Raw genomic sequence first — 25,587 nt, forward strand, 5'->3', positions numbered from 1 at the left:
CCCTGTTTGTGGGGCGGCCCGACGGGGCCGCCTGTGAAGAGGTGCGGTGGTGTGTCCGGGATGGCGCGCGGATCAGATGTGGTAGATGCCTGCCTTGTAGCGGGCGAGGTTCGCGGGATCACGGAAGAAGCCGGCGGTGCGTGCCAGCCCGCTCTCCAGGTCGTGCTCCGGCGCCCAGCCGGTGGCCGCGCGCAGCCGTCCGGCGTCCGCGACCAGCCGCATGACCTCGGAGTCGGCGGGGCGGATACGCTGCTCGTCCTCCCGTACGGCCAGTTCGGCCCCCATCACCTTGCCGATCAGCCGGACCAGATCGCCGATCGAGATCTCGTCCCCCGTCCCCGCGTTGAAGGTCCGGCCCACGACGGTGGCGGCCGGGGCGGTTCCCACGGCCAGGAAGGCGCGGACGGTGTCGGACACGAAGGTGAAGTCGCGGGTGGGCCGCAGGTCCCCGAGTGTGACGGTCCGCGACCCGGCGGCGACCTGGCCGATCACCGTGGGGATCACGGCGCGCATGGACTGGCGGGGACCGTAGGTGTTGAAGGGGCGCAGGATGACGACGGGGGTGCCGAAACTGGCGTGGTAGCTGTCGGCGAGACGGTCCCCGCCCGCCTTGGAGGCCGCGTACGGGGACTGGGTCTGGATGGGATGGTCCTCGGTGATGGGTACGGTCCGCGCGGTGCCGTACGTCTCGCTGGTCGAGGTGTGCACCAGCCGGGGCGTGCCCAGCGCGCGGACCGTCTCCAGCACATTGAGGGTGCCCGTCACATTGGTGTCCACGTAACTGTGCGGCGCCTGGTACGAGTAGGGGATCGCGATGAGTGCGGCCAGGTGGTAGACCGTCTCCGCGCCCTCGGCCAGGGCCCGGACGGAGCCGGGGTCACGCACGTCCCCGAGCACGATCTCGACCTGGTCGAGCACCTCGGACGGAAGGCTCTCCAGCCAGCCGTAGGAGGAGAAGGAGTTGTACTGCACCATGGCCCGGACCCGGTGTCCGGACGCCACCAGCGCCTCGGTCAGGTGCGAGCCGATGAAGCCCTCGGCTCCTGTGACGGCTACGAGCGGTACGGATGTCAACGGGTGTCTCCTCGCGTGGTCCTGAGTGGTCTGAGCGTGGTTGTCCGTGAATGGTGGTGACGGGGGCCGGGCCTCGGCGCACGGGCCCGGCGGAGGCGCGATGAGCGCCCGGGCAGGTCAGGCGTGCGCCGTCGGCCTGCCCAGCAGCCACAGCGCACAGCCGATGAGAACGGCCGCCGCGGCGCCGCAGGACAGTGCGAGTGTCAGAGGATCCGGTGGCGCGTCCAGGAGATGCGCGGCGGTGAGACCCGCCGCCACCGCGGAGCAGATCAACGCCGGTGGCAGGCCGATGCCGAACGCCTGGAGCAGCAGGGCCGTCCACAGCGTCGCCCCCAGCGCGACCAGCGGCAGGGGATCGGCTCCGGTCAGCAGCGCTCCCGGAATCAGCGGCAGGACATAGGCCGTCAGACAGACCGCCAGAACGGCGGCGGAGCGCAGCCGGAAGCCGCGTGGCGTCGTGGCCGCGCGCAGCGCCGCCACCGAGAGCCCCCGGTAGCGGTACAGCAGCCACTCCGCGGGGCCCATGCTCACGGTCAGCACGACCACGGCGAGCGTATGGCCGCGCCCCACCCAGAGCACCAGGACCCCGGCCGCCAGGCCGAACAGACCGTACGGCAGGGAGGTCCGTAGCGGAGGAGGCCGCCGGACGTCCGGGACGGGGGGCGCCTTGAGCGTTTCCCGTACGGCGTGGCCCGCCGCCGCGGCGGCCAGCGCGAGGGTGAGCAGCGGAAGTCCGGTGCGCACCGGCGGACCGGGCTCCCACCAGGGCAGCGCCGCGGCCCCCGCCGCCACCGGGACGAGCGTCGCCAGCAGCACGCGCTCCCGGCCGAGCACCAGCAGGACGCCCGCCGCCGCGAGGTAGCAGGACTGCGCCGCGGCGAAGAGCGCCGCGGGACCGGTTCCGGCGACGGCCGCTCCCACGGCCGACGCCAGCAGCGCTCCCGTCGGCGCGCCGACCAGCAGTGCCCGGCCGGCCTCGCGGCGGCCGACGGCGAGCCGCAGATGCGTACGGTGCCCGAGGGCCTGGCCCCACGCCCAGGAGAACAGCGCGGCGGCGATCAGCCCCTGGGTCTCCCGTCCGCCGTGCGGGAGCGGGGGAACCAGGAGATAGGCCAGGGCCGGCAGGGCGAACAGCGCACCGCGCAGGGCGCACCGCACATGGTCGGGGACCCAGGGATCGGGCGGGGAGGGCGGCTCCGGGAAGCTGCGGGGCACCTTGCGGAACAGGTCCTCGGCGAGCGAGAACAGATCCGGATGCCCGTACTGGCGCTGTATCCGCTCACCGGTCAGCCCCTCGGACTCCAGCAGCGCGGCCACCTCGTACGCGTGCACGGCGGGCCCTATCCGCTCGGCCAGTTCGGCCGCCAGCCGGTCCACGGGACCGTCGGTCCGCGACCGCCGCCCGACATGGCCGGTACGGGGCAGCCGCAGCGCGAGTGTCGTCTCGCTCCCGGCGGCAGAGGTGCCGTCCGCCAGTCTGAGGGAGAGGGTGTCGTCCCGCCCGTCGCCGGGCTCCAGGGGTATCGGGCCGCTCATCCGGCCATTCCCCCGAGATCGGCGGCGGCCGGATGTCCGGCCGGGGCGAGCTGCGCCGCCCTCGCCGCGGCCGGGAACCGTACGGCGGTCGCCGCCGGCGAAGGCGCCGGGCCGACGGCCGACGGAGCCGCGGAGGAGGTGCCGCGCGCGGACAGTTCGAGATAGATGGCGCGGAACGTGTCCACCGTCTGTCTGAGGGTGAACTGTTCGATCACCCGCAGCCGTGCCGCCTCGCCCATCGCGGCACGCCTGGGCGGGTCGGCCAGCAGTTCCAGCGCCGCCGCCGCCATGGCGGCGGGCTCGCGCGGAGGGACCACCAGACCGGTCGGGCCCACCGCCTCGCGCACCCCGCCGACATCGGTCGAGACGGTCGCCCGCCCGCACGACATCGCCTCGATCAGGGTGAACGGGAACCCCTCGCTGATGCTGGAGAGCATCACCACATTGCCCGCCGCGTAGGCGTCCTTGATCTCGTCCACCCGTCCCTCGAAGGTGACCGCGTCGCTGTGCCCGAGGGAGGCGGCCAGTTCCTCGCACCGCACGCGGTACGCCTCGCCGCCGCGCGGGGTGCCGCCGAAGAGCCGCAGCCGCGCACGCGGCAGCTCCGAACGGACCCGCGCGAACGCCCGTATCAGCGTTTCCAGGTCCTTGATCGGGTCGACGCGTCCCGCCCAGCTCAGGGTCGGCAGCTCCGGTTCGGGTCCGGCGGGCGGGAACGCGGCGGGATCGACCCCGTTGTACACCGTGCGGATCAGCCGTGGATCGGCTCCGCCCCGCTCCTCCCAGAGCCGGTTGTAGCGGTTCCCGGGAGTGATCAGCGCGGCTCTGCGGTACGTCTCCTCCGCCAGCAGCCGGAAGAATCCCAGCAGGACGGCCTTCACGGGCCAGCGGTACGGGGCGGTCCGGTAGCCGAGATAGCGCTCCCGCAGATAGACCCCGTGCTCCGTCAGAAGCAGCGGGACACCGTGGAGTTCGGCCGCGGCCAGGCCGGGCAGCGCGGCCACACCGCCGCTGACCGCGTGGCTCACCCCCCGCTCCGGCAGACGGGCGGCGAACGGACGCAGCGCGTGCTCCAGGAGTCCGGTGGCGGTGACCGCGTCGTACAGGGTGGGGCGGGCTTCCCGTACGGGCAGTCCCGGCCGGTTCCAGACGGCGGTCAGTATCCGCACCGCGCGGTCGTCGCGCAGGGCCGGGCTGAGCGTCCCGTCCTGCGCGGCGCGCGCCATCTCGTAGAGGGCGGGGGCGAATCCGCTCTCGGCGGCCGGGTCGAGCAGCGCTGTCAGAAACCGCTCGTACGCGGCCAGCAGCCGGCGCAGCGCGCGGCCGCGCGGCATGGCCCCGTCGGGGGCGGGCCCCCACATCGGGACCGGGTCCAGCCCGGTCACCTGAGGAGGCAGCTCCCATACGGCGCTCTCGCGGCCGCTTCCGGTGACCGCGACGACATGGAAGTCCACATCGGGCATGCCGCTGACAAGCTGGTCGCACCAGACGCTCACACCGCCGTGGCTGTGGGGGTAGGTGCCTTCGGTGAGAAGGGTGACACGTGCCGCGCCGGGACGTGGCGCGTGGTGACGCAGGGGCATGGAGGCTCTCCACGGCGAGAAGAGTGCGGGGGCGTGGCGGGTCCCGCCGGCCGCGCGGCGGACGGGACCCGGTGCCGGGAGCAGGAGGGCCGGGATCAGTACCCGGTGCCCGGCCGTGCGGGCCGCAGCACACCGGCGGGCACCGGCGTGCGAGGCGCGGTCCCCGGTGACGGCTCCTCGGCGCGCTGTCCGGTCCGGCCGGCCGGATCCGCCGCCCGGCCTGCCACGGCGGCGTGGCCCGCGTCGACGGGGGCGGGCACCAGGGCCTGGGGCAGCACGAGCGTGACCCGGTCCTGGCCGGCCGCGCGCGAGACCCAGCCGGAGACGGTCCCCGCGTACGGCTCCCCGAAGCCCGTGCTTCCCGCCGGAACGCTCCGGGTCGTTCCGGCCGGCATGCTGGCCGTGACCGCGACGTTCTCCGGGGCCTGTACGGTCACGGTGCCGCCGATCCGGAAACCGGTGACGGCGCCGCTCCTGACGGCGGCGTTCCAGGCGCCGCGCTCGCGCAGCTCCTCGCCGATGTCGCTCATCCGGAGGTTCACCAGCGGGGTGTTGTCGGCGTGGAGAGCCGCGTACCGGTCGAGGACCGCGTCCAGGACCGGGTATCCGATCCGGTCCTCGGCGAGATTGGACTGGTGCATGAAGTGCGGCCGCGGGTCGTTGGCGAGCACATGCCCCAGGGCGATGCCCGTCTCCAGCGGCACGATGTAGTCGGCGTAGCCGGTCGCGGTGTCCAGGGGCGCGTCGAGGCAGGTGGTGTTGGCGAGTTCCTCGCACAGTCCGCTGCCGCCCTGCGCCCGGCTGGTGTAGAGCCAGTTGTACTCGTCGACCTGCTCGGACCTCCGGCCCGCGTTGTAGAAGATGTTGATCGGATACCGGGCCACGGTGAGAGCGGGGCCGACGGCGCGCTGCCCCGGGTCGCGGGAGTTGTCGGAGGCGAGCCAGGCGATGCCGTTGTCGGCGAGCGCGGGAGCGAGATTCGGGTTGTCGTCGGGCTGCTGCGGGAGCACCTTCAGCCCGGAGTGCTCACCGGTCACCAACTCCTCGGCGCGCAGCGGGAGTCCGGCCCGCTCGCCCCACTGCTGGTTGTCCGATATCTGCCCCGATATCTCCGTGCGGCCGATATAGCGGGTACTGCCGTCGGCGTTGGTGGCGCACTTCCAGGGGACGACGGAGACATTCTGCTCACAGCCGAGGAACGCGTGGTCATAGGTGTGGTTGAGCCAGCGGAAGTCGGCGCGCCTGGCCAGGAACTCGTCGGCGGCCGGATCGGCGCCGCCGTTGTCCTCGCGGTGCTGGACGCTGCCGCCGCCGTTGTACGCGAGATCGAGGGTGAAGCCGCGCCGCCGCGACCAGTCGGCGGCGTCCCGTACGTCCGCGGCCGACATCCGGATGGGGTTCTGGGTGCCCTGGCCCGGTGGGCAGTCCACATCGCCCGGTGTGCAGTTCAGCAGGGGGTCCCAGCGGTCGTCGGCGCCGAAGACATCGTCCACATGGACGGCGAAGTAGTTCCGGGAGGCACCGAGGCGTATCTCCTGCGTCATCCAGTCGACGATGCCCCGGGCGAGCAGCCTGAACTGCTGCTGATACTGGTTGTATACAAAGGTGACCACCAGCTCCCGGCGGCCGTCGTGCCGGTACTCCCCGACGAGGGAGCCCCTGGCCGTGGAGCCGGGGATCGGCGCGTCCACGTAGGTGGTGAAATCGGCGCCGGCCCGGGGCCGGGACAAGTAGGCGTAACTCTCCCCGACGTCGGGGGCGTTGTCCTCGAAGGGCACCTCGCCGTCGAGATAGCCGAACGGGCCCGCGCTGCCCGCGGGGGTCACCTGGGCCCGTATACCGTCGACGGAACCGCTGTAGCCCCCGGCGGTGGGAACTTCGAGGCCGGCCTGGGGGCGCGCGTAGGTGTACGCGTCGACCTGAGGGATGCCGTACGTCTGCTCATAGGCGGCGAGGGCGGCCATCTCGGGTGAACCGGCCTGGAACGGGTTGTCGTTGGGCAGGACGACGGCCTGGAACTTCGCCCGTGGCCGGCCGTCCACCGTGTCGGCCAGGAACGCCGGTCCGATCACGGGCCGGTCGGAGCGTCCGAGGTCCACGAGGGTGTACGGCGTGCCCGCGGTGTCGAGTTCGGCGGCGATGGCGGCCGTGGCGGGACCGCCGTCGCTGACGACCAGGACACGCAGATCGATACGGGGCGCCGGCTCGTCGGCGATCGCCGGCGCCGTGGGTAACACGAGCGCGAGCAGCAGCGCTCCGGTGGTCAGTGCGGTCGTGCGAAGGCTCTGCTTCATGCGGTCGAATCCCTCCCCAGCGGGTCCGGTCGGCTCTCCCGACCGCCGGACCCCCACCCCCAGCACGGCGCCGGCCCTCGTACGGAGGACCGGCGCCACGCTCTGATGTCTCACATGGTGGTGGGTGCGTGCGGGTTTCGTGCGCTGATTGTGAAACATGACGGAAAAACGCGGGCGATCCCGGTGTTCCTTACCGGCCCTCGCGACGGGCCGGAGGTGTCAGGCACGGGCCGCGGCGGGGGCCGGGGGCGGTGCGCAGTTCAGCCGGGTCGTCGGCGTGTTGTAGGTGCCGTCCTTCACATTCTGGCCGTAGTTGTACTCGTAGTAGAGGTACGAGTAGAAGGCGATGTCGGCGTTGCAGCCGGAATCGGCGGCGATGTCGTAGGACAGCGTGACGGTACGGGTCGCCCCGGGCGGGAGCGGGATCTCGTAGTTCACGCCGAGCGTGGTGGTGCCGGTTCCGGTGCAGGCGACGCCGTCGGCGGTGCACGAGGTGAAGGTGTACTTGAGGTCCCGGCGCTGGGTGGTGGCCCAGGTGGGCTGGACGGACTGGTAGACGAACCAGATGTCCGTGGTCTGGTTGTTGGTGAGCGTCATCGTGATGTTGACCGTGGACCCCGGGACGGTGACCGGCTGGTCCACGGAGAAGGCCAGGTCAGGGGTGTCGGCGGCGGCCGGCTGGGCCAGGCCGAACAGCGCGGTGGCGAGGGCGAGGGCAAGGGCGAGACCTAAGCGTCTCAGCTTCGTGATGGGCATGGCGGGAAGGCTAGGAGACCGCTCGGCCCCCCGTCTGCCCCGCCTTTCCCCGCCCGTCCCGCATCGGCTCGAAGGGCACGCCCGCCCCACGCCCGCCTCCCGCCTCACGACGGCACCCGGACCCCGTGAACGCGCAGGGTGGTCGAGCGGCGACGGTACGTACGGAACAGAGGGCTCCGCAACATGGGCAAGCCCACGAGAATGGCGCATTCCGTACGCCCGCACAGCGCGGAGGCACTTCGCTCACGTGTCTGCCACGGGGCTCCGCGCCGCGGCCGGATGAGGTGTCAGGAAAAAAGTTCGCGGGGCATGTCATCCGGCCGGGCGGCGACCGGGGTTTGAACGGGTGGGAGAGGCGCCCTCCGTACCGTTCGAACTCGAAGACGTACAAGGAGCTGTCCGTTCATGACACGGATCAAGAAGTATGTGGCCGCCGCGACGGTCACGGCGGCGGTACTGGCCGTGCCGACGGGGGCGTACGCGCTGACGTCGGACAAGGCGCCCACCGCGCCCTCGGCCGCCACTCCGTCCGCGGGGGTCGCGAAGTCCCGTACGGCGACCGGAGCCGGGGTCTTCGGCGCGGGGGTACGGCCCGCCGGGCAGGCGTCGTCCGTCCGCGTGGTGGCTCCGGGTGAGCGGGTGAAGGCCGCGCCGGACGTCCTGCTGTGGCTCACCGGGGAGGGCAAGCACTGGTCCACCCCGGACGGCGAACAGTTCCGCAGCGTGACCGACGGCAACCTCGACCTCACCACCCCCGGCATCTCACGCCAGTCGGAGCCGGTGGGCGACCGCTACTTCCACTCCGGCGTCTACTACGGCAGCCGCGCCGCGGCCCGCGTCGAGATCACCACGCGGACGGGCAGGACCGTACGCGCCTCGATGGTGGAGCTGGCGGGCAGGCCCGGCTGGGGCGCCTGGTACGCCACCACCGAGCTGCCCTCCGCCCCGAAGGTCCTCGGCCCCGAGGGCGCGGGCACCGGCGGTGCCGGTGAGGCCACGGGCGGGTCCGTGGACTTCATACGCAGCGTGACGCTGTACGACACGGCGGGCAGGGTCCTGGCCACCCTGTCCTCCCCGGCCGGCTGACAGCCCGGGTGGGGGCCCGGGCGGGGACGTCCTGACCGCCCGGGGGAGTCCGGGCCCCCACCCGTACCCGCTCCCGCTCCCCGGCGCGCCCCGCCACCGCCGTACCGACCCTGCGCTCTCCACCCGAACCGAGGGACCGCCGCTTGTGCCGTACACGAACGACGACTTCGCCGAGTACGCAGCCGCGGCCTGGCCCCGCCTCGTACGCGCCGCGCACCTGCTCACCGGCGACTTCCACGAGGCCGAGGACCTGGTGCAGACCACCCTCGCCAAGGTCTGTGCGCGCTGGCGGCGCATCCCGCGCGAGGAAGTCGACTTCTATGTGCGCCGGGCGCTCGTCAACAACAACCTCAGCCGGGTACGGAAACGGCGCGTCATCCATCTGCTGACGCCCTTACTGCCGGAGGCGGTGCACGGCCGGCACACCGGGCACGCCGAGCACATCGAGGAGCGCGCCGCCCTCGCCCAGGCGCTGGCGGCGCTGTCGGCCCGGCAGCGTGCGGTCGTGGTGCTGCGCTACTGGGAGGACCTGAGCGAACAGGAGACAGCCGGCTTGCTGAACTGCTCGGTCGGCACGGTCAAGACCCATGCCCGGCGCGCTCTGGAGACGCTGCGCGCCCATCCCGTCCTCGCCCACCGGCTTCCCGCACCGCGCTCCGGAGCCGGAACCGCCCCCGCGACCGGAGCCGCCCCCGGCACCGGAGCAGGAACCGGAGTCCGCCCATGAATCCCCCCTCCGGGACCGCACCACAGCCGGACAACACACCTCGCCGCGTACCGCACCTCGGTTACGACGACGTGCTGCGCGCCGCCCTCGCCGACACCGCGAACGCCGTCACGCCCTCCCCCGTCCCGCTGGCCGCGATCGAACGGTCCGGCCGTGCCCGGCGCCGGCTCGGCAACGCCGCCCTGGTGGCGGCCGGTTGCGGGCTGCTGCTGGGCCCGCTGGCCGTCGTCCTCGTACGCTCCGCTCCGCCGCCGGACCCCGTACCCCCGCCGGTGCCGGTCCTCACCGCACCGCCGACGCCCTCGCCCGCCCCGGCGCCCTCGCCCGCCCCGGCGCCCGCCCGTGTGGTGCGGCCGGGTGAGCGGGTGAAGGCGGCGCCGGGCGTGGAGGTATGGCTGACCGGGGAGGGCAAGCACTGGTCCACCCCGGACGGCGAACAGTTCCGCAGCGTGATCGACGGCAACCTCAACCTGAGCACACCGGACGTCTCGCGCCAGTCGGAACCGGCGGGCGACAGCTACTTCCACTCCGGCCTCTACTACGGGACGCGCGACGCGGTACGGGTCGAGATCACGACCGCGACCGGCCGTGTGATGCGCGCCGAGCTGCTTGAGCTGGCGGGCAGGCCCGGCTGGGGCGTCTGGTACACCACCACCGAACCGCCGCCCGACACGGCGGACCTCGGGGCCGAAGGCATGGGCGCCGGAGCCGGCACCGGCGGGAACGCGGACGCGCCGGCGGACTTCATCCGCCGCGTCACGCTCTGCGACGCGACGGGCGAGGTCCTCGCGGCACTGCGCTGAGCCGACGGCGGATCTGGCGGCGGGCGATCACTCCGGGGGCGGGCGATCGGCCTCATCCATGCGGCACGATCCGCCTGACAGGCCCGGACCGGCTGGTCCCCGGCCGGCACCCGGCTCGTACCCGGGACACACGGAAAGGCGGTATCGGATTTCTCCGATACCGCCTGTGACCTGCGTAAACGCTGGTCGGGACGACAGGATTTGAACCTGCGACCCCTTGACCCCCAGTCAAGTGCGCTACCAAGCTGCGCCACGTCCCGATGCTGTCTGACCTGGGATTTCCCCTGGCCGAACGCGCATGAGAACAATACCGCACTCGGCGCGGTGGTCACGAACTGCTTTCCGCGCCGCCAAGGCGCGCCCGGGCCCGGCGGCGGGCGCGCTTGACCTCAAGTGTGGTTGACGTTGCACGGTGGGTTGTATGACGAAGACAGAACCGGCCCCCGTACCGGGCCAGCAGGATCTGACCAGGCTGCTCGGCCTCATGACGGGTGACGAGAAGCACGGACCCGCCGCGACCTCGACGCTGGACGCGCTCTGGGTGCTGTACGACAGGGTGCTGCGGGTGTCCCCCGAGACTGTCGACGCGCCGGAGCGGGACCGCTTTCTCCTCTCCAAGGGGCACGGGCCGATGGCGTACTACGCCGTCCTCGCCGCCAAGGGGTTCCTCGCCGAGGAGCTGCTGCCCGGGTTCGGTTCGTACGACTCGCCCCTCGGCCACCATCCCGACCGCACACTGCTTCCCGGCGTCGAGATCGGCAGCGGCTCCCTCGGGCACGGGCTGCCGCTCGCCGTCGGTACGGTGCTGGGACTGCGGGCGCGGGGGCTCACCGACCCGCGCGTCTGGGTGCTGATCGGCGACGCCGAACTCGACGAGGGCAGCAATCACGAGGCGCTCGCCTACGCGGGCCCCGCCGGGCTCGAACAGCTCCACACGCTGGTGATCGACAACGCCTCGGCCACATACGGCTGGCCCGGCGGGATCGCCTCCCGGTTCGAGGCGGCCGGCTGGTCGGCCGAGACCGTCGACGGACGCGACCACGAGGCGATGTACGCCGCGTTCACCGCCCCGCACCCGGGCCGGCCCCGGGCCGTCGTGGCCCGCGTGGAGCCCAAGGCCTGAGCCCCCCAATTCCAAGGCATCACCACTCCAAGGCATCACCGGACACAGCACCGCTGACCACAGGGGATCTTTCATGGACACCATGCGGGACCGTTTCATCTCCACCACCTCCGCGCTGCTCGACGAGAACCCACGCCTCGCGCTCGTCCTCGCGGAGATCAGCCGGGACGGCTTCGACGCGGCCGAGCGCCGCCATCCGGACCGGGTCATCAATGTCGGCATCCGGGAACAGCTCCTGGTCGGAGTCGGCGGCGGGCTCGCGCTCGCCGGGATGCGCCCGATCGTGCACACCTTCGCCAGCTTCCTGGTCGAGCGCCCCTTCGAGCAGGTGAAACTGGACTTCGGCCATCAGGGCGTGGGCGGGGTGCTGGTGAGCGCGGGGGCCTCGTACGACTGGCCGGCGGGCGGGTTCACCCACATGTCGCCGGGCGATGTGGCGCTCATGGACACGCTCGACGGCTGGACGGTGCAGGTGCCGGGCCACCCCGACGAGGCCGAAACACTGCTGCGGGACGCCGCCGCCGGGGACGGCCGGGTGTACGTACGGCTCTCGCTCCAGAGCAACGAGCAGGCGCGGCCGGTGACCGGGCCGGGCTTCCAGACCGTACGGGAGGGGCGCGGCGGGGTCGTGATCGCCGTCGGGCCGATGCTCGACAACGTACTGGCGGCGACGGAGGGCCTGGACACGACGGTGCTGTACGCGACGACTGTGCGGCCGTTCGACGGGGAGGCGCTGCGGCGGGCCGTCGCGGGCGGGGCCGCGGCGGATGTCGTACTCGTCGAGCCGTACCTCGCCGGGACCTCCACCGCCGCGGCGAACGACGCCTTGTACGCGACACCGCACCGGGTTCTCGGCCTCGGGGTGGCGCGGCGCGAGCTGCGGCGTTACGGCGAGCTGGACGAGCACCTGGCCGCGCACGGGCTCGACCCGAAATCGCTGCGGGACCGGATCTCGGCGTTCCTGACGCGCTGACCGCGCTCACGCTGATTCACCGCCGACGCGCTGACCCGGTCCGTCCGGGGCACCCTGGACATGGACATACCGCCCACCCGCCGGGCCAGGGCCTGTCTGTCACACGCAGACAGGGGCTACTCCCGGCCCGGCCCCCGGAGGGTGCCATGACCGCCAGTGCCGACCTGCTCGTCGACGCCTTCGGCCGTATCAACGAGGCCGTCCACGAGGTGGTGGACGGCCTCTCCCCCGACGAGCTGGCGGTACGGCTCGACGACGGGGCCAATTCGATCGCCTGGCTCGTCTGGCATCTCACCCGGATCCAGGACGACCACATCGCCGATGCCGCCGGAATCGACGAGGTGTGGATCGCGCAGGACTGGTCGGAGCGGTTCGAGCTGCCGTTCACGCGCGGGGCGACCGGTTACGGGCACTCCCCCAAGGAGGTGGCCGCGCTGGGCGGGGTCTCGGCGGAGCTGCTCACGGGGTATCACGACGCCGTCCACGATCAGACGGTCGAGTTCGTCCGGCCGCTCAAGGACGCGGATCTGCGGCGGGTCGTCGATGACGCGTGGGTGCCGGCCGTGACGCTCGGTGTACGGCTGGTCAGTGTGATCGCCGATGATCTCCAGCACGCCGGGCAGGCCGCCTTCATCAGGGGCTGGCTGGAACGGCCGTGACGAACGGCCTGCCGTCCGGGTGCGGTCCGCCTTCCGTACGCGGCCCGTCCGCCGGGCCGGCGGACCTGCCGTCCGTACGGGACCTGCCGTCCGTACGGGGCCGGTCATCCGTACCGGACCCGCCTTCCGGCCCGCCTTCCAGGCCGGCCGTCTCCGGCAGATACGCGAGCAGTTCCCGGGCGGCCGGGCCGGTGCGCTGCTCGTCGGGGAGCGCGGCCGAGACCTCCCACAGATGGTCCTCGGCGCCCGCGAGCGGCACCGTGCACAGCGCTGCCGCCTGTTCCTTGCGCGCGATCGGCCGGGGCACCACCGCGATACCGAGACCGTGTCCGACCAGCTCAATCAGGCTGTGCACATCGTTGACCTCCAGGGCGACACGCCGTTCCGTACGGACCGCGGCGAAGGCCCGGTCGGTGAGGCCGCGGGCGCCCCAGTCCTCGTGGAAGTCCACGAACACCTCGTCGCCCAGCTCGGCCCAGTCGGCCTCGGCCGCGTCGGCCAGCGGGTGGTCCGGGTGGCAGAGCAGCACCATGGGCTCGCTCGCCAGCGGGACGAGCCGTACGCCCTCGGGAACCGCCCCGGACAGGGCGACAAAGGCCAGGTCGAGCCGCCCGGCCGCCACATCCTCGACGAGCGAGGCCGATCCGGCCTGCCGCAGCCGTACCTCCACCTCGGGGTGGTCCGCCCTGAAGCGCGCCAGCAGTCCGGGCACATGGACCCCGGTGACACACTGCTCCGTACCCACCGACAGTGTGCCGCGGAGCAGCCCCTGCACCGCCGCGACCGCTTCCTTGGCCGCCCGTACGCTCGCCAGCGCGCGGGACGCCTCCACCAGCAGGGCCCGTCCTGCCCCGGTGAGTTCGACCCTGCGGGTGGAGCGTACGAAGAGCCGGGCGCCCAGCTCGCGTTCCAGGGCCCGTACGGACGCCGAGAGGCCCGACTGCGAGACCATCAGCCGCTGAGCGGCCCTGGTGAAGTGGCGTTCCTCGGCGACGGCGACGAAGTATTCGAGGTGACGCAGTTCCATGGTGACCCAGCCTAATTGAGAAGCGGGGGCGCTCAATGCGTTCGGTTTCTTCTATTGGACGGCCCGCGTGGCAGCGGCAAAGCTGGAAAGTACCCGCCGGAACCGGCGGGGACCGCAGCAGGAAGGGTGCACTCCACCATGAAGACTCGCCGCATCGGAACCGTCGAGGTCAGCGCGATCGGTCTGGGCGGTATGCCGATGTCCATCGAGGGACGGCCCGACGAGGCGCGTTCCCTCGCCACCATCCACGCGGCGCTGGACGCGGGGGTGACACTGATCGACACGGCGGACGCGTACCACCGTGACGCCGACGAGGTGGGGCACAACGAGTCCCTGATCGCCAAGGCACTGGCGTCCCACCCGCGGGGCTCCGAGGTGCTGGTGGCCACCAAGGGCGGCCACCTCAGGCCCGGCGACGGCTCCTGGACGCTGGACGGCTCCCCCGAGCACCTGAGGGCGGCGTGCGAGGCGTCGCTCAAGCGGCTGGGTGTGGAGGCGATCGGGCTGTACCAGTTCCACCGCCCCGACCCGAAGGTGCCGTACGAGGAGTCCGTCGGCGGACTGCGCGACCTGCTCGACGAGGGCAAGATCCAGCAGGCCGGTATCTCCAACGCGGACCCGGACCAGATCCGTTCGGCGCAGGAGATCCTCGGCGGCCGACTGGTCTCCGTACAGAACCAGTTCTCGCCGGCGTTCCGCTCCAGCGAGCCGGAGCTGGAGCTGTGCACGGAGCTGGGCATCGCGTTCCTGCCGTGGAGCCCGTTCGGCGGGATCAAGCGGGCCGGTGAACTGGGTTCCTCGTACGGCGCGTTCGCTCGCATCGCCGAGGCGCACGGGGTGAGCCCGCAGCAGGTGTGTCTCGCCTGGATGCTGGCCAAGTCGCCCGTGGTGGTGCCGATTCCGGGATCCAGCCGGCCGGAGACGATCCGCGACTCGGTGGGCGCGGCCGAACTGGTGCTGGACGAGGCCGAGTTGGCGGAGCTGGACGCGGCCTGACAGAACCGACCGGGCCTGAGAGCGCTCCCGCCCCCGAGAACACTCAAAGCCACCACCCAGGGCTGAGAGCGCCCCCACCCCCGAGAGCGCTCTCAGCCCGCCCGTACCATCGCCGCACCCCTGACCCGTCCGGGCGACCCGCCCGGACGGGTCAGCCGCGTTCCGGGGGCGGATCGGCCGTACCCACCGCGCGGCCGGACCCCGGCCCCGCACTCGGCCGGGCCCCAACTGCCCTGCCCCGACGGGCGGATCCCCGGCCGCGGCGGGCGCTTCCGACCCATTGACCCCCTGTGACACCGGAACCTACGCTGTGCGACGTACCGAAGAAAGCGCTTTCTAACCCGCAGCCGGCCCTACGAGCACCGGGAGCGCCCATGAGAACGCCCCTCCGCACCTCCTCGCCCTTCCTTGTGATCACCGCGTTACTGGCGCTCGTCCTCGGACTCGGGATGGCCTCGCCGCCCCGCGCCGACGCGGCTCCGTTCCGCGTTCTGGTCTTCTCCAAGGTCACCAACTTCGAGCACGACTCGATCCCGGCCGGGATCGAGGCCGTCCAGCAGCTCGGCAGCGAGAACGGGTTCGAGGTCGAGGCCACCAGCGACGCCACGGCCTTCACCGCCGAGAATCTCGCCCGCTTCCAGGCGATCGTCTTCAACAACACCAACTCCACCCCGGAGAGCGGCGATCTGCTCGACGCGGACCAGCGTGCCGCGCTCCAGGCGTTCGTCCGCGGGGGCGGCGGCTGGGTCGGTCTGCACGCCGCGTCCGCCAGCGAGCGCGACTGGGACTGGTACGAGGGGCTGGTCGGCGCGATCTTCGACAAGCACCCCGCCGTCCAGACGGGCCGGGTCAAGGTGCTCGACCAGGTGCACCCCTCCACCCAGGGGCTGCCGCAGCTCTGGGAGCGTACGGAGGAGTGGTACAACTGGCGCGTCAACCCGACCGGCAAGGTGCACACCCTCGCGCAGATCAAGGTGAACGACGGCGTCGAGGGACTGGACGAGGGTGTCGACCACCCGTGGTCCTGGTGCCAGAACTACGACGGCGGACGCTCCTGGTTCACCGCGGGCGGGCACGCCGCGTCCGCCTTCCAGGAGGACGCCTTCCGCAAGCACCTGCTCGGCGGCATCCAGTGGGCCGCGGGCAACAAGCCCGGTGACTGCACGGCCACCAAGACCGGTGCCTTCCAGCGCACCGCGCTGGCCACCAGTGATCTCGCCGACCCCTTCGAGCTGGCCGTCGCCCCGGACCGCCGGGTCTTCTTCATCCAGCGCACCGGCAAGCTCAAGGTGATCGACCAGCAGACCCTCCAGGTCTCGACCGCGCTGGACTTCGCGTACACGCCGGAGATGACCAGCCAGTCCGACGGGCTGCTCGGGCTCACCCTCGATCCGGACTTCGCGGAGAACAACTGGCTCTATCTGCTGCACTCCGACAAGACCGAGAAACGGCTGAACCTGTCGCGCTTCACGGTCACCGGCAACACCGTCGACCCGGCCTCGGAGAAGCGGCTGCTGACCGTGCCCACACTGCGCGGTGAGGGCCGCGCCAACTCGCACATGGCGGGCTCGATCACCTTCGACAGGAACGGCGATCTGTACGTGGCGACCGGTGACAACACCGATCCGTTCGCCTCCGACGGATTCAGCCCGATCGACGAGCGCGAGGGGCGCCGCGCCTGGGACGCCCAGACCACGGCGGGCAATACGAACGATCTGCGCGGCAAGGTCCTGCGCATCACGCCCGAGGACGACGGCACGTACTCCGTCCCCGAGGGCAATCTCTTCGCACCGGGCACCGAGAAGACCCGCCCGGAGATCTACGCGATGGGGATGCGCAATCCGTTCCGTATCACCACCGACCCGCTGAGCGGGGCGCTGCTGGTGGGCGACTACGGGCCCGACGCGCGGGAGGCGGTCGCGGACCGCGGCCCCGAGGGGACCGTCGAGTACAACCGCATCACGGAGCCCGGCAATTACGGCTGGCCGTACTGCACGGGCAACAACACCCCGTTCAACGACTACGACTTCGCCACCGGCGCCTCGGGGGCGAAGTTCGACTGTGCCGCCCTGGTCAACGACTCGCCGAACAACACCGGTCTGCGCGAGCTGCCCGCGGCCAAGCCCGCGACGGTCTGGTACGCCTACTCCGCCTCGCCCGAATTCCCCGAACTCGGCACGGGCGGCGGCGGACCGATGGGCGGACCGGTCTACGACTACGACCCGGCGAACCCGTATCCGTCCAAGTTCCCCGAGTACTTCGAGGGGAAGTGGCTCAACTACGAGCTGACCAGGACCTGGTTCAAGGCGTTCTCGTTCCAGGAGGAGGACCAGACCTTCACGGATCCGCGCTTCGAGCCCGCCAAGGCGGGCGATCTCCACTCCATCAACGGGGTGTTCGGCGACATGAGCTGGAACCAGCCCTTCGACGCGGACTTCGGACCCGACGGGGCGCTGTACGTCATCGACTTCGGGCTCGGCAGCGGTACGGGCCGCGGCGGCAGCAACGAGGGCTCGGGCATCTACCGTATCGACTATGTCGGCGACGGCCGGCTGCCCGACGCCAAAACAGCGGCGGCCCCGGACAGCGGGCCCGCTCCGCTGACGGTGGCGTTCTCCAGTGAGGGTTCGGGGCTGCCGGGCGGCAAACCGGTCGACTACGCCTGGGACTTCGACGGCGACGGGACCACCGACTCCACCGAGCCGAATCCGTCCCATGTCTACCGCGACAAGGGCCGGTTCACCGCACGGCTGACCGTCACAGGACCCGGCGGGCTGACCGCGCTCTCAGTCCGGGAGATCACCGTCGGGAACACCAGGCCGGTGGTCACCATCCAACAGCCGCCCAACGGCGGGATGTTCAGCTTCGGCGACACCATCCCGTTCACCGTGAAGGTCGAGGACCGCGAGGACGGCTCGACCGGCCGGCGCGGACACCGGGCGATCGACTGCTCGCGGGTGGTCGTCCAGTCGCAGCTCGGCCATGACAGCCATCTCCATCCGCTCGACAACTACACGGGCTGCGCGGGCGAGATCGTCACGGACGCCGGGGACAGCCATGGTCCGGGGCAGAATCTGTACTACGGCATCACCGCGCAGTACGAGGACAAGGGCGCCGCGGGCGTGCCCGCCCTGACCGGCTCGTCCTCGCTGACCCTGCGGACCACCTTCCGGGAGGCGGAGCACCGTACCGCCACGGGTGGCGCGCACGACGGCGTGCTGACCGGCGACCGCCCCGACGCCTCCGGCGGCAAGCGGCTGATCGAGATCGAGGACGGCGACTGGATCGCGTTCGACCCGGTGAACCTCAAGGGGATCTCGTCGGTGACGGTCGGCGCGGCCTCGGGCGGTCTCGGCGGGGACATCGAGTTCCGTAACGGCTCGCCGACCGGGCCGCTGCTGGGCAAGGCGACCATCCCGAACACGGGCGGTTTCGGCAATGTCATCTCGCCCACTGTCGCGCTCAGCAACCCCGGCGGTTCGGTGAAGCTGTACGCCGTCTTCACCAACCCCGGCTGGTCGGCGGAGAAGCCCGATCTCCTGGCGCTGGACTGGCTGCGCTTCAACGGTTCCGGGGTCGAGAAGAAGCCGGCCACGACGGTGTCGGTCAAGGCCTCGCCGGTCTCGGGCGGCGCACCGCTGGCCGTACAGCTCAGCAGCACGGTGAAACCGGTGGCGGGCCGCACGATCGCCTCGTACCACTGGAGCTTCGGCGACAACAGCGCTGTCACGGGTCCGGAGGGGCCGACCGCGGCCCACACGTACACCAGGCCGGGCGCGTACACGGCGCATCTCACCGTCACCGACGACAAGGGCGATACGACGACCGGTGAGGTCCGGATCAACGTGGGTACGGCGTCATGAGCCGTCCTGAGAGGAGAGCGACCATGAGCGGCAGCAGCGCGCGAAGCACTCGAAGGGCGTTCCTGGGCACGGCTGTCGGACTGGCGGCGCTTGGCGTGGGTACGGCGGCGGGCCCGGCGTCCGGGGCCACTGCCGCGGGCGCCGTGAAGGCCGGCGCGGACCGCTGCCGGCAGCGGCGCATACCGCCGTCCGGGATCGGTATGCACCTCTACACCATGCGCACACCGCTGGCGACGGACTTCAGAGGGACGCTGGAGCGGCTGGCGGAGATCGGTTACGCGACGGTCGGTGTCAGCGGCAGGCACGGTCACAGCGCCGCCGACATCCGGCGGATGCTGGACGAGACCCGGCTCAGGGCCGTGCTCGAACATGTCCCCTACACCACGGTCGCCGGCAGTGGTCTGCCGCAGGCGATCGAGGACGTCCGCACCCTGGGCGGCAAGTGGGTGGTGGTGCCGAGCCTGCCTGACACGATGCACTCACCGGCCGGATACCGGGAAGCGGCACGGCAGTTCAACGCGGCGGGGCGCATCGCCCGGGAGTCGGGACTCAAGGTGCTCTTCCACAACCACGACGCCGATCACGTTGTGGTCGACGGCGAGAATCTGTACGGCATCCTGCTGAAGGAGACCGATCCGGAGCTGGTGGGCTTCGAGCTGGATCTGTACTGGGCGGCGAAGGGCGGGGACGATCCGGGCCGGCTCTTCGTCGAACACCCCGGGCGGTTCCCGGCGCTGCATGTGAAGGACATGGCGGCGAACGGTGGCTTCGAGGACGTCGGGTCGGGGGTGCTGGACTTCCCCGCGATGTTCGACACGGCGCGCAGTGGCGGCGTACGGCAGTGGCTGGTGGAGCATGACGCGCCGGCCGATCCGTTCGTGAGCGCGCTGAACAGCTACCGGTATCTGTCGCGGCTGCGGTACTGAGCCGGGGGTACGGTACGGGCCGGTCCTGGCCGCCGCGTTCACGCGGTGGCCGGGACCGGCCCGTCGGCCTTCCCGAGGGCCGTCCCGTGGCCCGTCCCGAGGTGTTTGTAGAAGAAGGTAGTCGGACGGAGCGTGCCACCCGGGTCGGCGGCATGGCCCGGGACCACCCCGATCTCCGTCCAGCCCGAGGAGCGGTAGAGCGTCTCGGCGGGGCTGCCGGTCTCGGTGTCGAGCAGCAGCAGTGTCACCCCGGCCTCGGCCGCGGCCTCTTCGGCGGTGGTGAGCAGTGCCCGGCCGAGCCCTCGGCCCCGGGCGTCACGGTGCACCATGAGCTTGACGATCTCGGCGCGGTGCCGGGCGTTGGGTTTGTCCGCGAACGCCAGTCCGACGGTGCCGACGATCCGTCCGCCGTCCCGCACGACCCGTACGGCCAGCCGCCCTTCCCGCACGGCGGACACCTGCCCACGCCACCACCGCACGGCGGTCGTGTGTTCCAGTGGATGAAAGAACCCGATCGAGGCCCCGCCAGCGACGACATCGAGCATCAACTCCCCCAACGCGTCCGCGGCGCGGTGCAGTTCATCGGCGGAGAGCACGATGACCTCGGGGGCGCACGAGAGACGCGGAGGGCCCGGCCACCGTGGCCCAGTGGCTGAGCCACTCGCCCCACCCTGCCGAGTGGCTGAGCCACTTGGCGCGTCCGGCACAGTGGCTGAGCCACTCGGGCTCACGTCGGCATCACCCGGATCGGTGGCTGAGCCACCGGGGCTCGTGGCCGCGTGGCCCGGACCGGTGGCCGGTCCACTCATGCTCATGGCTGGACCACCACCACCGCGTAACGGACCTCCTCCGGGCCCGGGCAGCGGAAGTGGGTGGGGCCCCAGAGGCGCATACGCAGACAGTCGCCCGCGTTCAGGGTGTGGCGGTCGTACCCCAGCGTGAACTCGACCGATCCCTCCAGCACCCAGAGGTGCTGCTCCATGCCGGGTACCGGAGGCCGTTCGTACGAGACCTCCGCGCCAGGCCGCAGCGTCCCCTCGACGACCTCCGCGCGCAGTCCCGGTCCCGGCGGCGAGACCGAGCGGCGGACGAAGCCGGTGGCGGTGTCCTGCCAGACGGTCTGGTCGGCGGCCCTGACCAGCCAGGCCGGTTCCGCCGCCACCTCCACCTCGCTGAGCAACTGCGACATGGTCCGCCCGTACACCGCGCACAGCCGCCCGAGCAGTGACGCGGTCGGGCTGATCTCACCGCGTTCGGCGCGGGACAGGGTCGACCGGCTCACCCCGCTGCGCCGCGCCAGTTCCTCCAGCGACCAGCGGTGTTCGCCCCGCAGTTCGGCGAGACGCACGGCGAGCAGCTCGTCGACAGCACCGGAGCCGGTACCGAAGTCGGTACCGGCATCCGCATCGTTCTCTCTCACATGCGGAACGATATCCCATATCCGGGACAGGCCAAGCGGCCGACCCGGCGGACAGGTCAGTCCTGCGCCGACGCCGCGCCCAGCAACCCCCGGATATGCCCGGCCGCCTCACGGAACTCCGGCCGCCCCAGCGTCTCCGTGTAGTCGCGCTCCGGCGGCAGGCCAACCTCGATGATCTCGCTGACCGTGCCGGGCCGCGGGCTCATCACCACCACGCGGTCGGCGAGATAGACCGCCTCCGAGATCGAGTGCGTCACCAGCAGCACAGTCGTGCCGGTCTCGCGCCAGATGCGGTTCAGCTCCATGTTCATCTGCTCGCGGGTGAGGGCGTCGAGCGCGCCGAAGGGTTCGTCCATCAGCAGCACGGGCGGCTCGTGCAGCAGCGCCCGGCAGAGCGCGACTCGCTGCTGCATTCCGCCGGACAGCTCGTGCGGATACGCGTCCTCGAACCCGGAGAGCCCGGTCATCGCGATCAGTTCGTCCGCCCGCGCACGGGCCTTCTCGGCCGGCATCCGGCGAATCTCCGCCTGGAGCAGGATATTGCGCCGGGCCGTACGCCACTCCAGCAGCGCGGCGCGCTGGAAGACGTACCCGATGTCGGGCCGTGGCCCGGCGACCCGCTCGCCGTGCAGCCGTACCGCCCCGGTGGACGCCTTGAGCAGGCCCGCGACCAGTTTGAGCAGGGTCGACTTGCCGCAGCCGGAGGGCCCGACGATGGCGACGAACTCCCCCGCCGCCACATCGAGTGAGACCTCGCGCAGGGCGGTCACATCGCGGTTCTTCGTACGGAACCGGACCGCCACATCCTCAAGCCCGACAGCCGCCGTCCCGCCCGCGGCTGCGCCGGCCCTGCCACCCGCGCCGGCCGCCGCGGCGCCGTCCTCCGGCACCGCGGTTTTCCGGAGCGTCACATCCCTGGCCATCGTCATCCCTTCAGCGCGGTGCCGCTGTCCCAGTACTCCGCTACCGGCTTCGGGCTCCCTATCAGACCGGCCTCGGCGAAGACATCGATGGTCTGCTGCCAGTCACTGTCGGTGTTGACACCGGGCGCCTTGCCCTGCGTCGCGTCGGTGTGCAGCAGTGTGAGCGTGGTCTTGAACTGCTCCGACAGGACGCTCTCGGGCGGCAGTTGCTCCGACGCGCCCTCCATCGCCGCGACGGCCGGCCCCGGTGCCTTCTCCGCCGCGGCCCAGGACTCACTGACGGCGCGCACCATGCGCCCGGCCAGTTCGCTCCTGCCCGACAGGATCTCCGAGCCCGCGATCAGGCCGTTGGAGTAGAAGTTGAGTCCGTGCTCCGAGAAGCGCAGATACGAGACCGGCTTCTTCGCCTTGTCCTGCATGGTCGGGCCCTGGTCACTGGCGTACCCGAGCAGCGCGTCCGTCTTCCCCGAGATCACCGCGGCGATCTTGCCGGCCGGATCGGTGTTCTGGATCCTGACGTCCGACTCCTTGAGATTGTTCTTCTTGAGGAAGATCGGAAACGTCTTGCTGAGCGCGTCACCGGCCGTGCCCGCGATGGTCTTGCCCTTGAGATCGGCGGGCGCGTCGACGTTCTGGCTGTCGAAGAACTGTACGGAGGAGGGCGTCGTCTGGAGGAAGACACCGAGGCTCTTCACCGGGACGCCCTGGTCCACCCCGCTGAGCACGGCGGGCGTGTCGGCCCAGCCGAAGTCGGTCTGACCGGCGCCGGTCGCCTGGACGGTCTTCTGCGAGCCCTGGCCCGCCCGGATCTCCAGATCGATGCCGTGCTTCTCGAAGATCTTCTGCTTCGCGCCGTAGTAGAACGGCGCGTGTTCGCCGTACGGATACCAGTTGAGTGTCAGTGTCACCTTGTCGAGCTTCTTGCCCGAATCGCTGGTGGTGGTCCCCGAGCCGTCCTCACCGCAGGCGGTGGCGACCAGGAGCAGCGGTACGAGGCCGATCAGGAGTCTGCGCGCATGCATGGCTGGCCCTTCCCGGAACGGGGGTCGAGTCGAAAGGCATTGTGTGGTGTTGTGCGCGGTACGGGCGTCAGTACGCGGTGGTGACCTGGGTGTCGCGGCGGCTCGCGTGCCAGGGCAGCAGCAGCTTCTCGGCGATCTCCACCAGAACGAAGAGGACAACGCCGATCAGCGACATGACGAGCAGCCCCGCGAACAGCATCGGGGTGTCGAGATTGCCGTTCGCCTGGAGGATCACATAGCCCAACCCCTCGTTGGCGCCCACGAATTCACCGACCACCGCGCCCGTCACCGCCAGTGTCACGGCGACCTTGAGCCCGGAGAAGAGATGCGGCAGCGAGGCGGGGAAGCGGATCTTGGCAAAGGTCTGCCAGGGCTTCGCGCCCATGGTCGCGGAGAGTTGGAGCATTTCCGGATCGACCGCCTTCAGCCCGGTGACCATCGAGATCACCACGGGGAAGAAGGCGATGAGCACCGCGATCAGGATCTTCGGTGTGATGCCGAAGCCGAGCCAGACCACGAACAGCGGCGCGATCGCGATCTTCGGTACGACCTGGGCGAACAGCAGGATCGGATAGAGCGTCTTCTCGACGGTCGAGGAGTACACCATCACCACCGCCGCGAGCACACCGACCACGACGGCGATGGCGAAGCCGAGCAGGGTCTCATAGGTCGTCACCCAGGTGTGCTGCCAGAGGTAACCGGCCTTGCCCGTCAGCACTTCGAGCGTCTCGCCGGGTGAGGGAACGAGATACGGCTCGACCAGTTCGGCCGCGGCGATGACCCACCAGACGGCGAAGCAGGCGGCCAGCAGCGCGACGGGCCGCCAGCCCGACTCCACCGCCCGGGCCAGACGCGCGCCCGCGCCCGGTCTGCCGCGCTCCGCGACACCCGCCACTTCTTTGGCGGGTGTCGGCATGACACTCTGGCTGCTCATGTGAACTCCTCGGGAAATCCGGGCAGTTGTAAGAGCGGTGCTCCCCGACAGCGCTTTCAGAAAGCGCTTTCTGGTAGGGTGATCGCCACGCTAATGACTGCCCGTCCGTACGGTCAATAGGTCGTCCCGAACTTTCGGGGTCCGCAGGTTCTCCTCGGGCGCCGCCGCCACCGCCACCGCGACCCGGGGGTCGAGTTGAGTGAACGGGAAGCACAGACCCATGTCACGCTGGACGCCGTCGCCCGCCGCGCGGGTGTCTCGCTGGCGACCGCGTCCAGAGCGCTGAACGGCACAGCGAGGGTCCGGGAGGAGCTGCGGCAGCGGGTGCGCGCCGCGGCCGATGTGCTCGGCTATATCCCCAACGCCCATGCCCAGGCGCTCGCCAGCGCGTCCAGCAACACCGTCGGTGTGATCTGCCACGATGTGGGCGACCCATATTTCGCGGCGATCGCGGGCGGGGTGATGCGGGCCGCCGCCGAGCAGGACGTCCTGGTCATGCTGGCCAGTACGTTCCGTGAGCCGGCCAAGGAGATCGCGTATGTCTCGATGCTCCGGGCACAGCGCGCCCGCGCCATCCTGCTCATCGGCTCGGGCTTCCAGGACCCGTCCTGGGAAAGGAAGTTGGGTGCCGAACTCGCTCCGTACATCCGCGCGGGCGGCCGGGTCGCCGTCGTCAGCCGGCACCGCAGCCTGCGCACCGATGCCGTACTGCCGGAGAACCGTTCCGGGGCGGCGGACCTCGCACGTGCTCTGCTGCGCCTGGGCCACCGCGAGTTCGCCGTGCTCAGCGGTCCGCGTGAACTCACCACCGTCGCCGACCGGTTGGCCGGATTCAGGGAAGGCCTCCTGGAGGCGGGGATCACCCTGGACGCCGGATCGGTGGTGCACGGCGCCTTCACCCGCGAGGGCGGCTACGCGGCCGCCCGGGAACTTCTCGTACGGTCCGCCAGGGCGCCCCGGCCCACGTGTGTGTTCGCGGTGACCGATGTGATGGCGGTGGGTGCGCTGGCCGCCTTCCGGGAGGCGGGTGTGCGGGTCCCGGAGGACATGTCCCTGGCCGGCTTCGACGACATACCGCTCGTACGGGAGTTGACACCGCCCCTCACCACGGTCGCCCTCCCGCTCACCGCCATGGGTGAGAGTGTGATCTCGCTGGCGCTGCGGGAGCCGCGCGGGACGCGGTCGCGGGTGCTGCGGGTCGGTGGCGAGGTGGTGCTGCGAGCCAGTACGGCGCCGCCGCCACCGCCACCGGGTTCCCTGCTCTGGGACACCTGCTGACGGAGCATCAAGAGGAGTATCAAGATGCGTGGCCGTGGATCCGGGCCGTCAGCTCCGCGGCGAACGATTTGACCGTGTCCAGGCCAGGACGCCCCCAGCGGCGCGGCTCGGTGTCTGCCGCACAGACGGTGCCGAGTGCCATGCCCGTACCGTCGAGAAGCGGTGCTCCGAGACAGGAGCGGATGCCGATCTCGTCGGCGAACGCGTTCGGGGCGAAGCGCGGGAAGTCCCGTACGTCTTCCAGCACCAGCGCCCTGCGCCGTACCACCACATGCGGACAGTAGCCCTGATGCCTGGCCATGGCCCGGCCCAGGCCCGGGCCGGCGCCTGTACCGCTGCCGCCGCGGGCCGTTCGTACAGTCCGGCGAAGAACTGTCGTTCCTCACCGATGAAGTTGACCATCGCGTACGGAGCGCCCGTCAGCAGTGCCAGGTCCCGGGCAAGGGCGTCGAAGGCGGGCTCGGGGCGCTCGCCGAGACCGAGCGCGCGCAGCCGCGCCACCCGCTCGGGCGCGTCCCGGTCGACAGGGGTGAGGAGCAGACGTCCGAGCGGGTCGTACATCGCGCGTGTGCTCCTTCACCGGG

Annotated in this window: 21 protein-coding genes, 1 tRNA gene and 1 pseudogene; 10 read left to right on the forward strand and 13 right to left on the reverse strand. The window is 71.3% G+C overall.

Features of this window, described 5'->3' with window-relative positions; translation table 11 throughout:
- Window positions 1–72: 72 nt before the first annotated feature.
- The 5 genes from ACFU9P_RS03690 to ACFU9P_RS03710 all read right to left on the reverse strand — a co-directional run bounded on the left by ACFU9P_RS03690 (window position 73) and on the right by ACFU9P_RS03710 (window position 7,243).
- The gene (locus ACFU9P_RS03690) at window positions 73–1,074 is read right to left on the reverse strand and encodes an SDR family NAD(P)-dependent oxidoreductase (RefSeq protein ID WP_384077620.1); all 1,002 of its coding nucleotides are present in this window, start codon (window positions 1,072–1,074) and stop codon (window positions 73–75) included.
- Between the two features lie 117 nt (window positions 1,075–1,191).
- Window positions 1,192–2,610: a hypothetical protein gene (locus tag ACFU9P_RS03695; protein ID WP_384077622.1), complete on the reverse strand. Its 1,419-nt coding sequence runs from the start codon at window positions 2,608–2,610 to the stop codon at window positions 1,192–1,194.
- Window positions 2,607–4,193, reverse strand: coding sequence for a GT4 family glycosyltransferase PelF (pelF, locus tag ACFU9P_RS03700; RefSeq protein ID WP_384077624.1), 1,587 nt, complete (start codon window positions 4,191–4,193; stop codon window positions 2,607–2,609). The genes ACFU9P_RS03695 and pelF overlap by 4 nt, the downstream gene beginning before the upstream one ends.
- A 95-nt stretch (window positions 4,194–4,288) precedes the next feature.
- Window positions 4,289–6,487: a hypothetical protein gene (locus tag ACFU9P_RS03705; protein ID WP_384077626.1), complete on the reverse strand. Its 2,199-nt coding sequence runs from the start codon at window positions 6,485–6,487 to the stop codon at window positions 4,289–4,291.
- Window positions 6,488–6,706: 219 nt separating this feature from the next.
- Window positions 6,707–7,243 (reverse strand): hypothetical protein, encoded by a 537-nt coding sequence (locus ACFU9P_RS03710; RefSeq protein WP_376374468.1) that lies wholly within the window; start codon window positions 7,241–7,243, stop codon window positions 6,707–6,709.
- Window positions 7,244–7,648: 405 nt separating this feature from the next.
- Here ACFU9P_RS03710 and ACFU9P_RS03715 point away from each other — a divergent pair, with 405 nt between their 5' ends.
- The 3 genes from ACFU9P_RS03715 to ACFU9P_RS03725 all read left to right on the forward strand — a co-directional run bounded on the left by ACFU9P_RS03715 (window position 7,649) and on the right by ACFU9P_RS03725 (window position 9,859).
- Window positions 7,649–8,329 (forward strand): hypothetical protein, encoded by a 681-nt coding sequence (locus ACFU9P_RS03715; RefSeq protein WP_384077628.1) that lies wholly within the window; start codon window positions 7,649–7,651, stop codon window positions 8,327–8,329.
- Window positions 8,330–8,474: 145 nt separating this feature from the next.
- A complete protein-coding gene (locus ACFU9P_RS03720; RefSeq protein WP_376374463.1) occupies window positions 8,475–9,056 on the forward strand; it encodes a SigE family RNA polymerase sigma factor in 582 nt (193 codons plus the stop codon).
- A complete protein-coding gene (locus ACFU9P_RS03725) occupies window positions 9,053–9,859 on the forward strand; it encodes a hypothetical protein (protein ID WP_384077630.1) in 807 nt (268 codons plus the stop codon). The genes ACFU9P_RS03720 and ACFU9P_RS03725 overlap by 4 nt, the downstream gene beginning before the upstream one ends.
- A gap of 183 nt (window positions 9,860–10,042) precedes the next feature.
- Here the strand turns inward: ACFU9P_RS03725 and ACFU9P_RS03730 are convergent.
- A tRNA-Pro gene (locus ACFU9P_RS03730) sits at window positions 10,043–10,119 on the reverse strand.
- A 161-nt stretch (window positions 10,120–10,280) separates the two neighbouring features.
- Here ACFU9P_RS03730 and ACFU9P_RS03735 point away from each other — a divergent pair.
- The 3 genes from ACFU9P_RS03735 to ACFU9P_RS03745 all read left to right on the forward strand — a co-directional run bounded on the left by ACFU9P_RS03735 (window position 10,281) and on the right by ACFU9P_RS03745 (window position 12,614).
- On the forward strand, window positions 10,281–10,982 hold the full coding sequence (locus tag ACFU9P_RS03735; protein ID WP_384077632.1) for a transketolase: 702 nt from the start codon (window positions 10,281–10,283) through the stop codon (window positions 10,980–10,982).
- Between the two features lie 73 nt (window positions 10,983–11,055).
- Window positions 11,056–11,955, forward strand: a complete 900-nt coding sequence (locus ACFU9P_RS03740) for a transketolase family protein (RefSeq protein ID WP_384077634.1) — start codon at window positions 11,056–11,058, stop codon at window positions 11,953–11,955.
- 146 nt (window positions 11,956–12,101) lie between these two features.
- Entirely contained in the window at window positions 12,102–12,614 is a 513-nt protein-coding gene (locus ACFU9P_RS03745; RefSeq protein ID WP_376374452.1) for a DUF664 domain-containing protein, read from the forward strand.
- Here ACFU9P_RS03745 and ACFU9P_RS03750 read toward each other — a convergent pair.
- A complete protein-coding gene (locus ACFU9P_RS03750) occupies window positions 12,589–13,641 on the reverse strand; it encodes a LysR family transcriptional regulator (protein WP_384077636.1) in 1,053 nt (350 codons plus the stop codon). The genes ACFU9P_RS03745 and ACFU9P_RS03750 overlap by 26 nt on opposite strands.
- A 138-nt stretch (window positions 13,642–13,779) precedes the next feature.
- Here ACFU9P_RS03750 and ACFU9P_RS03755 point away from each other — a divergent pair, with 138 nt between their 5' ends.
- The 3 genes from ACFU9P_RS03755 (at window position 13,780) to ACFU9P_RS03765 (ending at window position 19,426) form a co-directional block, all read left to right on the forward strand.
- Window positions 13,780–14,637: an aldo/keto reductase gene (locus ACFU9P_RS03755; protein WP_376374447.1), complete on the forward strand. Its 858-nt coding sequence runs from the start codon at window positions 13,780–13,782 to the stop codon at window positions 14,635–14,637.
- A 374-nt stretch (window positions 14,638–15,011) separates the two neighbouring features.
- Entirely contained in the window at window positions 15,012–18,500 is a 3,489-nt protein-coding gene (locus ACFU9P_RS03760) for a ThuA domain-containing protein (RefSeq protein ID WP_384077638.1), read from the forward strand.
- Window positions 18,501–18,523: 23 nt separating this feature from the next.
- On the forward strand, window positions 18,524–19,426 hold the full coding sequence (locus tag ACFU9P_RS03765) for a TIM barrel protein (protein WP_384077640.1): 903 nt from the start codon (window positions 18,524–18,526) through the stop codon (window positions 19,424–19,426).
- A 38-nt stretch (window positions 19,427–19,464) separates the two neighbouring features.
- Here ACFU9P_RS03765 and ACFU9P_RS03770 read toward each other — a convergent pair whose 3' ends face one another.
- From ACFU9P_RS03770 to ACFU9P_RS03790, 5 genes are all read right to left on the reverse strand, one after another.
- Window positions 19,465–19,971, reverse strand: coding sequence for a GNAT family N-acetyltransferase (locus ACFU9P_RS03770; protein ID WP_384077914.1), 507 nt, complete (start codon window positions 19,969–19,971; stop codon window positions 19,465–19,467).
- A 266-nt stretch (window positions 19,972–20,237) separates the two neighbouring features.
- Complete coding sequence (locus ACFU9P_RS03775) at window positions 20,238–20,846, reverse strand: helix-turn-helix domain-containing protein (protein ID WP_384077642.1); 609 nt, start codon at window positions 20,844–20,846, stop codon at window positions 20,238–20,240.
- A gap of 56 nt (window positions 20,847–20,902) precedes the next feature.
- Entirely contained in the window at window positions 20,903–21,775 is an 873-nt protein-coding gene (locus tag ACFU9P_RS03780) for an ABC transporter ATP-binding protein (RefSeq protein WP_384077643.1), read from the reverse strand.
- The gene (locus ACFU9P_RS03785; protein ID WP_376374432.1) at window positions 21,772–22,791 is read right to left on the reverse strand and encodes an ABC transporter substrate-binding protein; all 1,020 of its coding nucleotides are present in this window, start codon (window positions 22,789–22,791) and stop codon (window positions 21,772–21,774) included. Before ACFU9P_RS03785 ends, ACFU9P_RS03780 begins: the two co-directional genes overlap by 4 nt.
- Window positions 22,792–22,858: 67 nt before the next feature.
- A complete protein-coding gene (locus tag ACFU9P_RS03790; RefSeq protein WP_384077645.1) occupies window positions 22,859–23,725 on the reverse strand; it encodes an ABC transporter permease in 867 nt (288 codons plus the stop codon).
- 195 nt (window positions 23,726–23,920) lie between these two features.
- Here ACFU9P_RS03790 and ACFU9P_RS03795 point away from each other — a divergent pair, with 195 nt between their 5' ends.
- Window positions 23,921–25,003 (forward strand): LacI family DNA-binding transcriptional regulator, encoded by a 1,083-nt coding sequence (locus ACFU9P_RS03795; protein ID WP_384077647.1) that lies wholly within the window; start codon window positions 23,921–23,923, stop codon window positions 25,001–25,003.
- Window positions 25,004–25,022: 19 nt separating this feature from the next.
- Here the strand turns inward: ACFU9P_RS03795 and ACFU9P_RS03800 are convergent.
- Window positions 25,023–25,564 (reverse strand): annotated as a pseudogene (locus tag ACFU9P_RS03800) (GAF domain-containing protein).
- Window positions 25,565–25,587 lie beyond the last annotated feature (23 nt).

Source organism: Streptomyces sp. NPDC057617, from assembly GCF_042800555.1.
Classification (GTDB): Bacteria; Actinomycetota; Actinomycetes; order Streptomycetales; family Streptomycetaceae; genus Streptomyces.

Bases quoted from the DNA above. Each gene is read 5' to 3' on its own strand.
- ACFU9P_RS03770 (WP_384077914.1), bottom strand. From the start codon at position 19,971: ATGCTCGATGTCGTCGCTGGCGGGGCCTCGATCGGGTTCTTTCATCCA.
- ACFU9P_RS03755 (WP_376374447.1), top strand. From the start codon at position 13,780: ATGAAGACTCGCCGCATCGGAACCGTCGAGGTCAGCGCGATCGGTCTG.
- ACFU9P_RS03750 (WP_384077636.1), bottom strand. From the start codon at position 13,641: ATGGAACTGCGTCACCTCGAATACTTCGTCGCCGTCGCCGAGGAACGC.
- ACFU9P_RS03760 (WP_384077638.1), top strand. From the start codon at position 15,012: ATGAGAACGCCCCTCCGCACCTCCTCGCCCTTCCTTGTGATCACCGCG.
- pelF (WP_384077624.1), bottom strand. From the start codon at position 4,193: ATGCCCCTGCGTCACCACGCGCCACGTCCCGGCGCGGCACGTGTCACC.
- ACFU9P_RS03695 (WP_384077622.1), bottom strand. From the start codon at position 2,610: ATGAGCGGCCCGATACCCCTGGAGCCCGGCGACGGGCGGGACGACACC.
- ACFU9P_RS03785 (WP_376374432.1), bottom strand. From the start codon at position 22,791: ATGCATGCGCGCAGACTCCTGATCGGCCTCGTACCGCTGCTCCTGGTC.
- ACFU9P_RS03705 (WP_384077626.1), bottom strand. From the start codon at position 6,487: ATGAAGCAGAGCCTTCGCACGACCGCACTGACCACCGGAGCGCTGCTG.
- ACFU9P_RS03780 (WP_384077643.1), bottom strand. From the start codon at position 21,775: ATGACGATGGCCAGGGATGTGACGCTCCGGAAAACCGCGGTGCCGGAG.
- ACFU9P_RS03735 (WP_384077632.1), top strand. From the start codon at position 10,281: ATGACGAAGACAGAACCGGCCCCCGTACCGGGCCAGCAGGATCTGACC.
- ACFU9P_RS03745 (WP_376374452.1), top strand. From the start codon at position 12,102: ATGACCGCCAGTGCCGACCTGCTCGTCGACGCCTTCGGCCGTATCAAC.
- ACFU9P_RS03765 (WP_384077640.1), top strand. From the start codon at position 18,524: ATGAGCGGCAGCAGCGCGCGAAGCACTCGAAGGGCGTTCCTGGGCACG.
- ACFU9P_RS03790 (WP_384077645.1), bottom strand. From the start codon at position 23,725: ATGAGCAGCCAGAGTGTCATGCCGACACCCGCCAAAGAAGTGGCGGGT.
- ACFU9P_RS03715 (WP_384077628.1), top strand. From the start codon at position 7,649: ATGACACGGATCAAGAAGTATGTGGCCGCCGCGACGGTCACGGCGGCG.
- ACFU9P_RS03725 (WP_384077630.1), top strand. From the start codon at position 9,053: ATGAATCCCCCCTCCGGGACCGCACCACAGCCGGACAACACACCTCGC.
- ACFU9P_RS03710 (WP_376374468.1), bottom strand. From the start codon at position 7,243: ATGCCCATCACGAAGCTGAGACGCTTAGGTCTCGCCCTTGCCCTCGCC.
- ACFU9P_RS03740 (WP_384077634.1), top strand. From the start codon at position 11,056: ATGGACACCATGCGGGACCGTTTCATCTCCACCACCTCCGCGCTGCTC.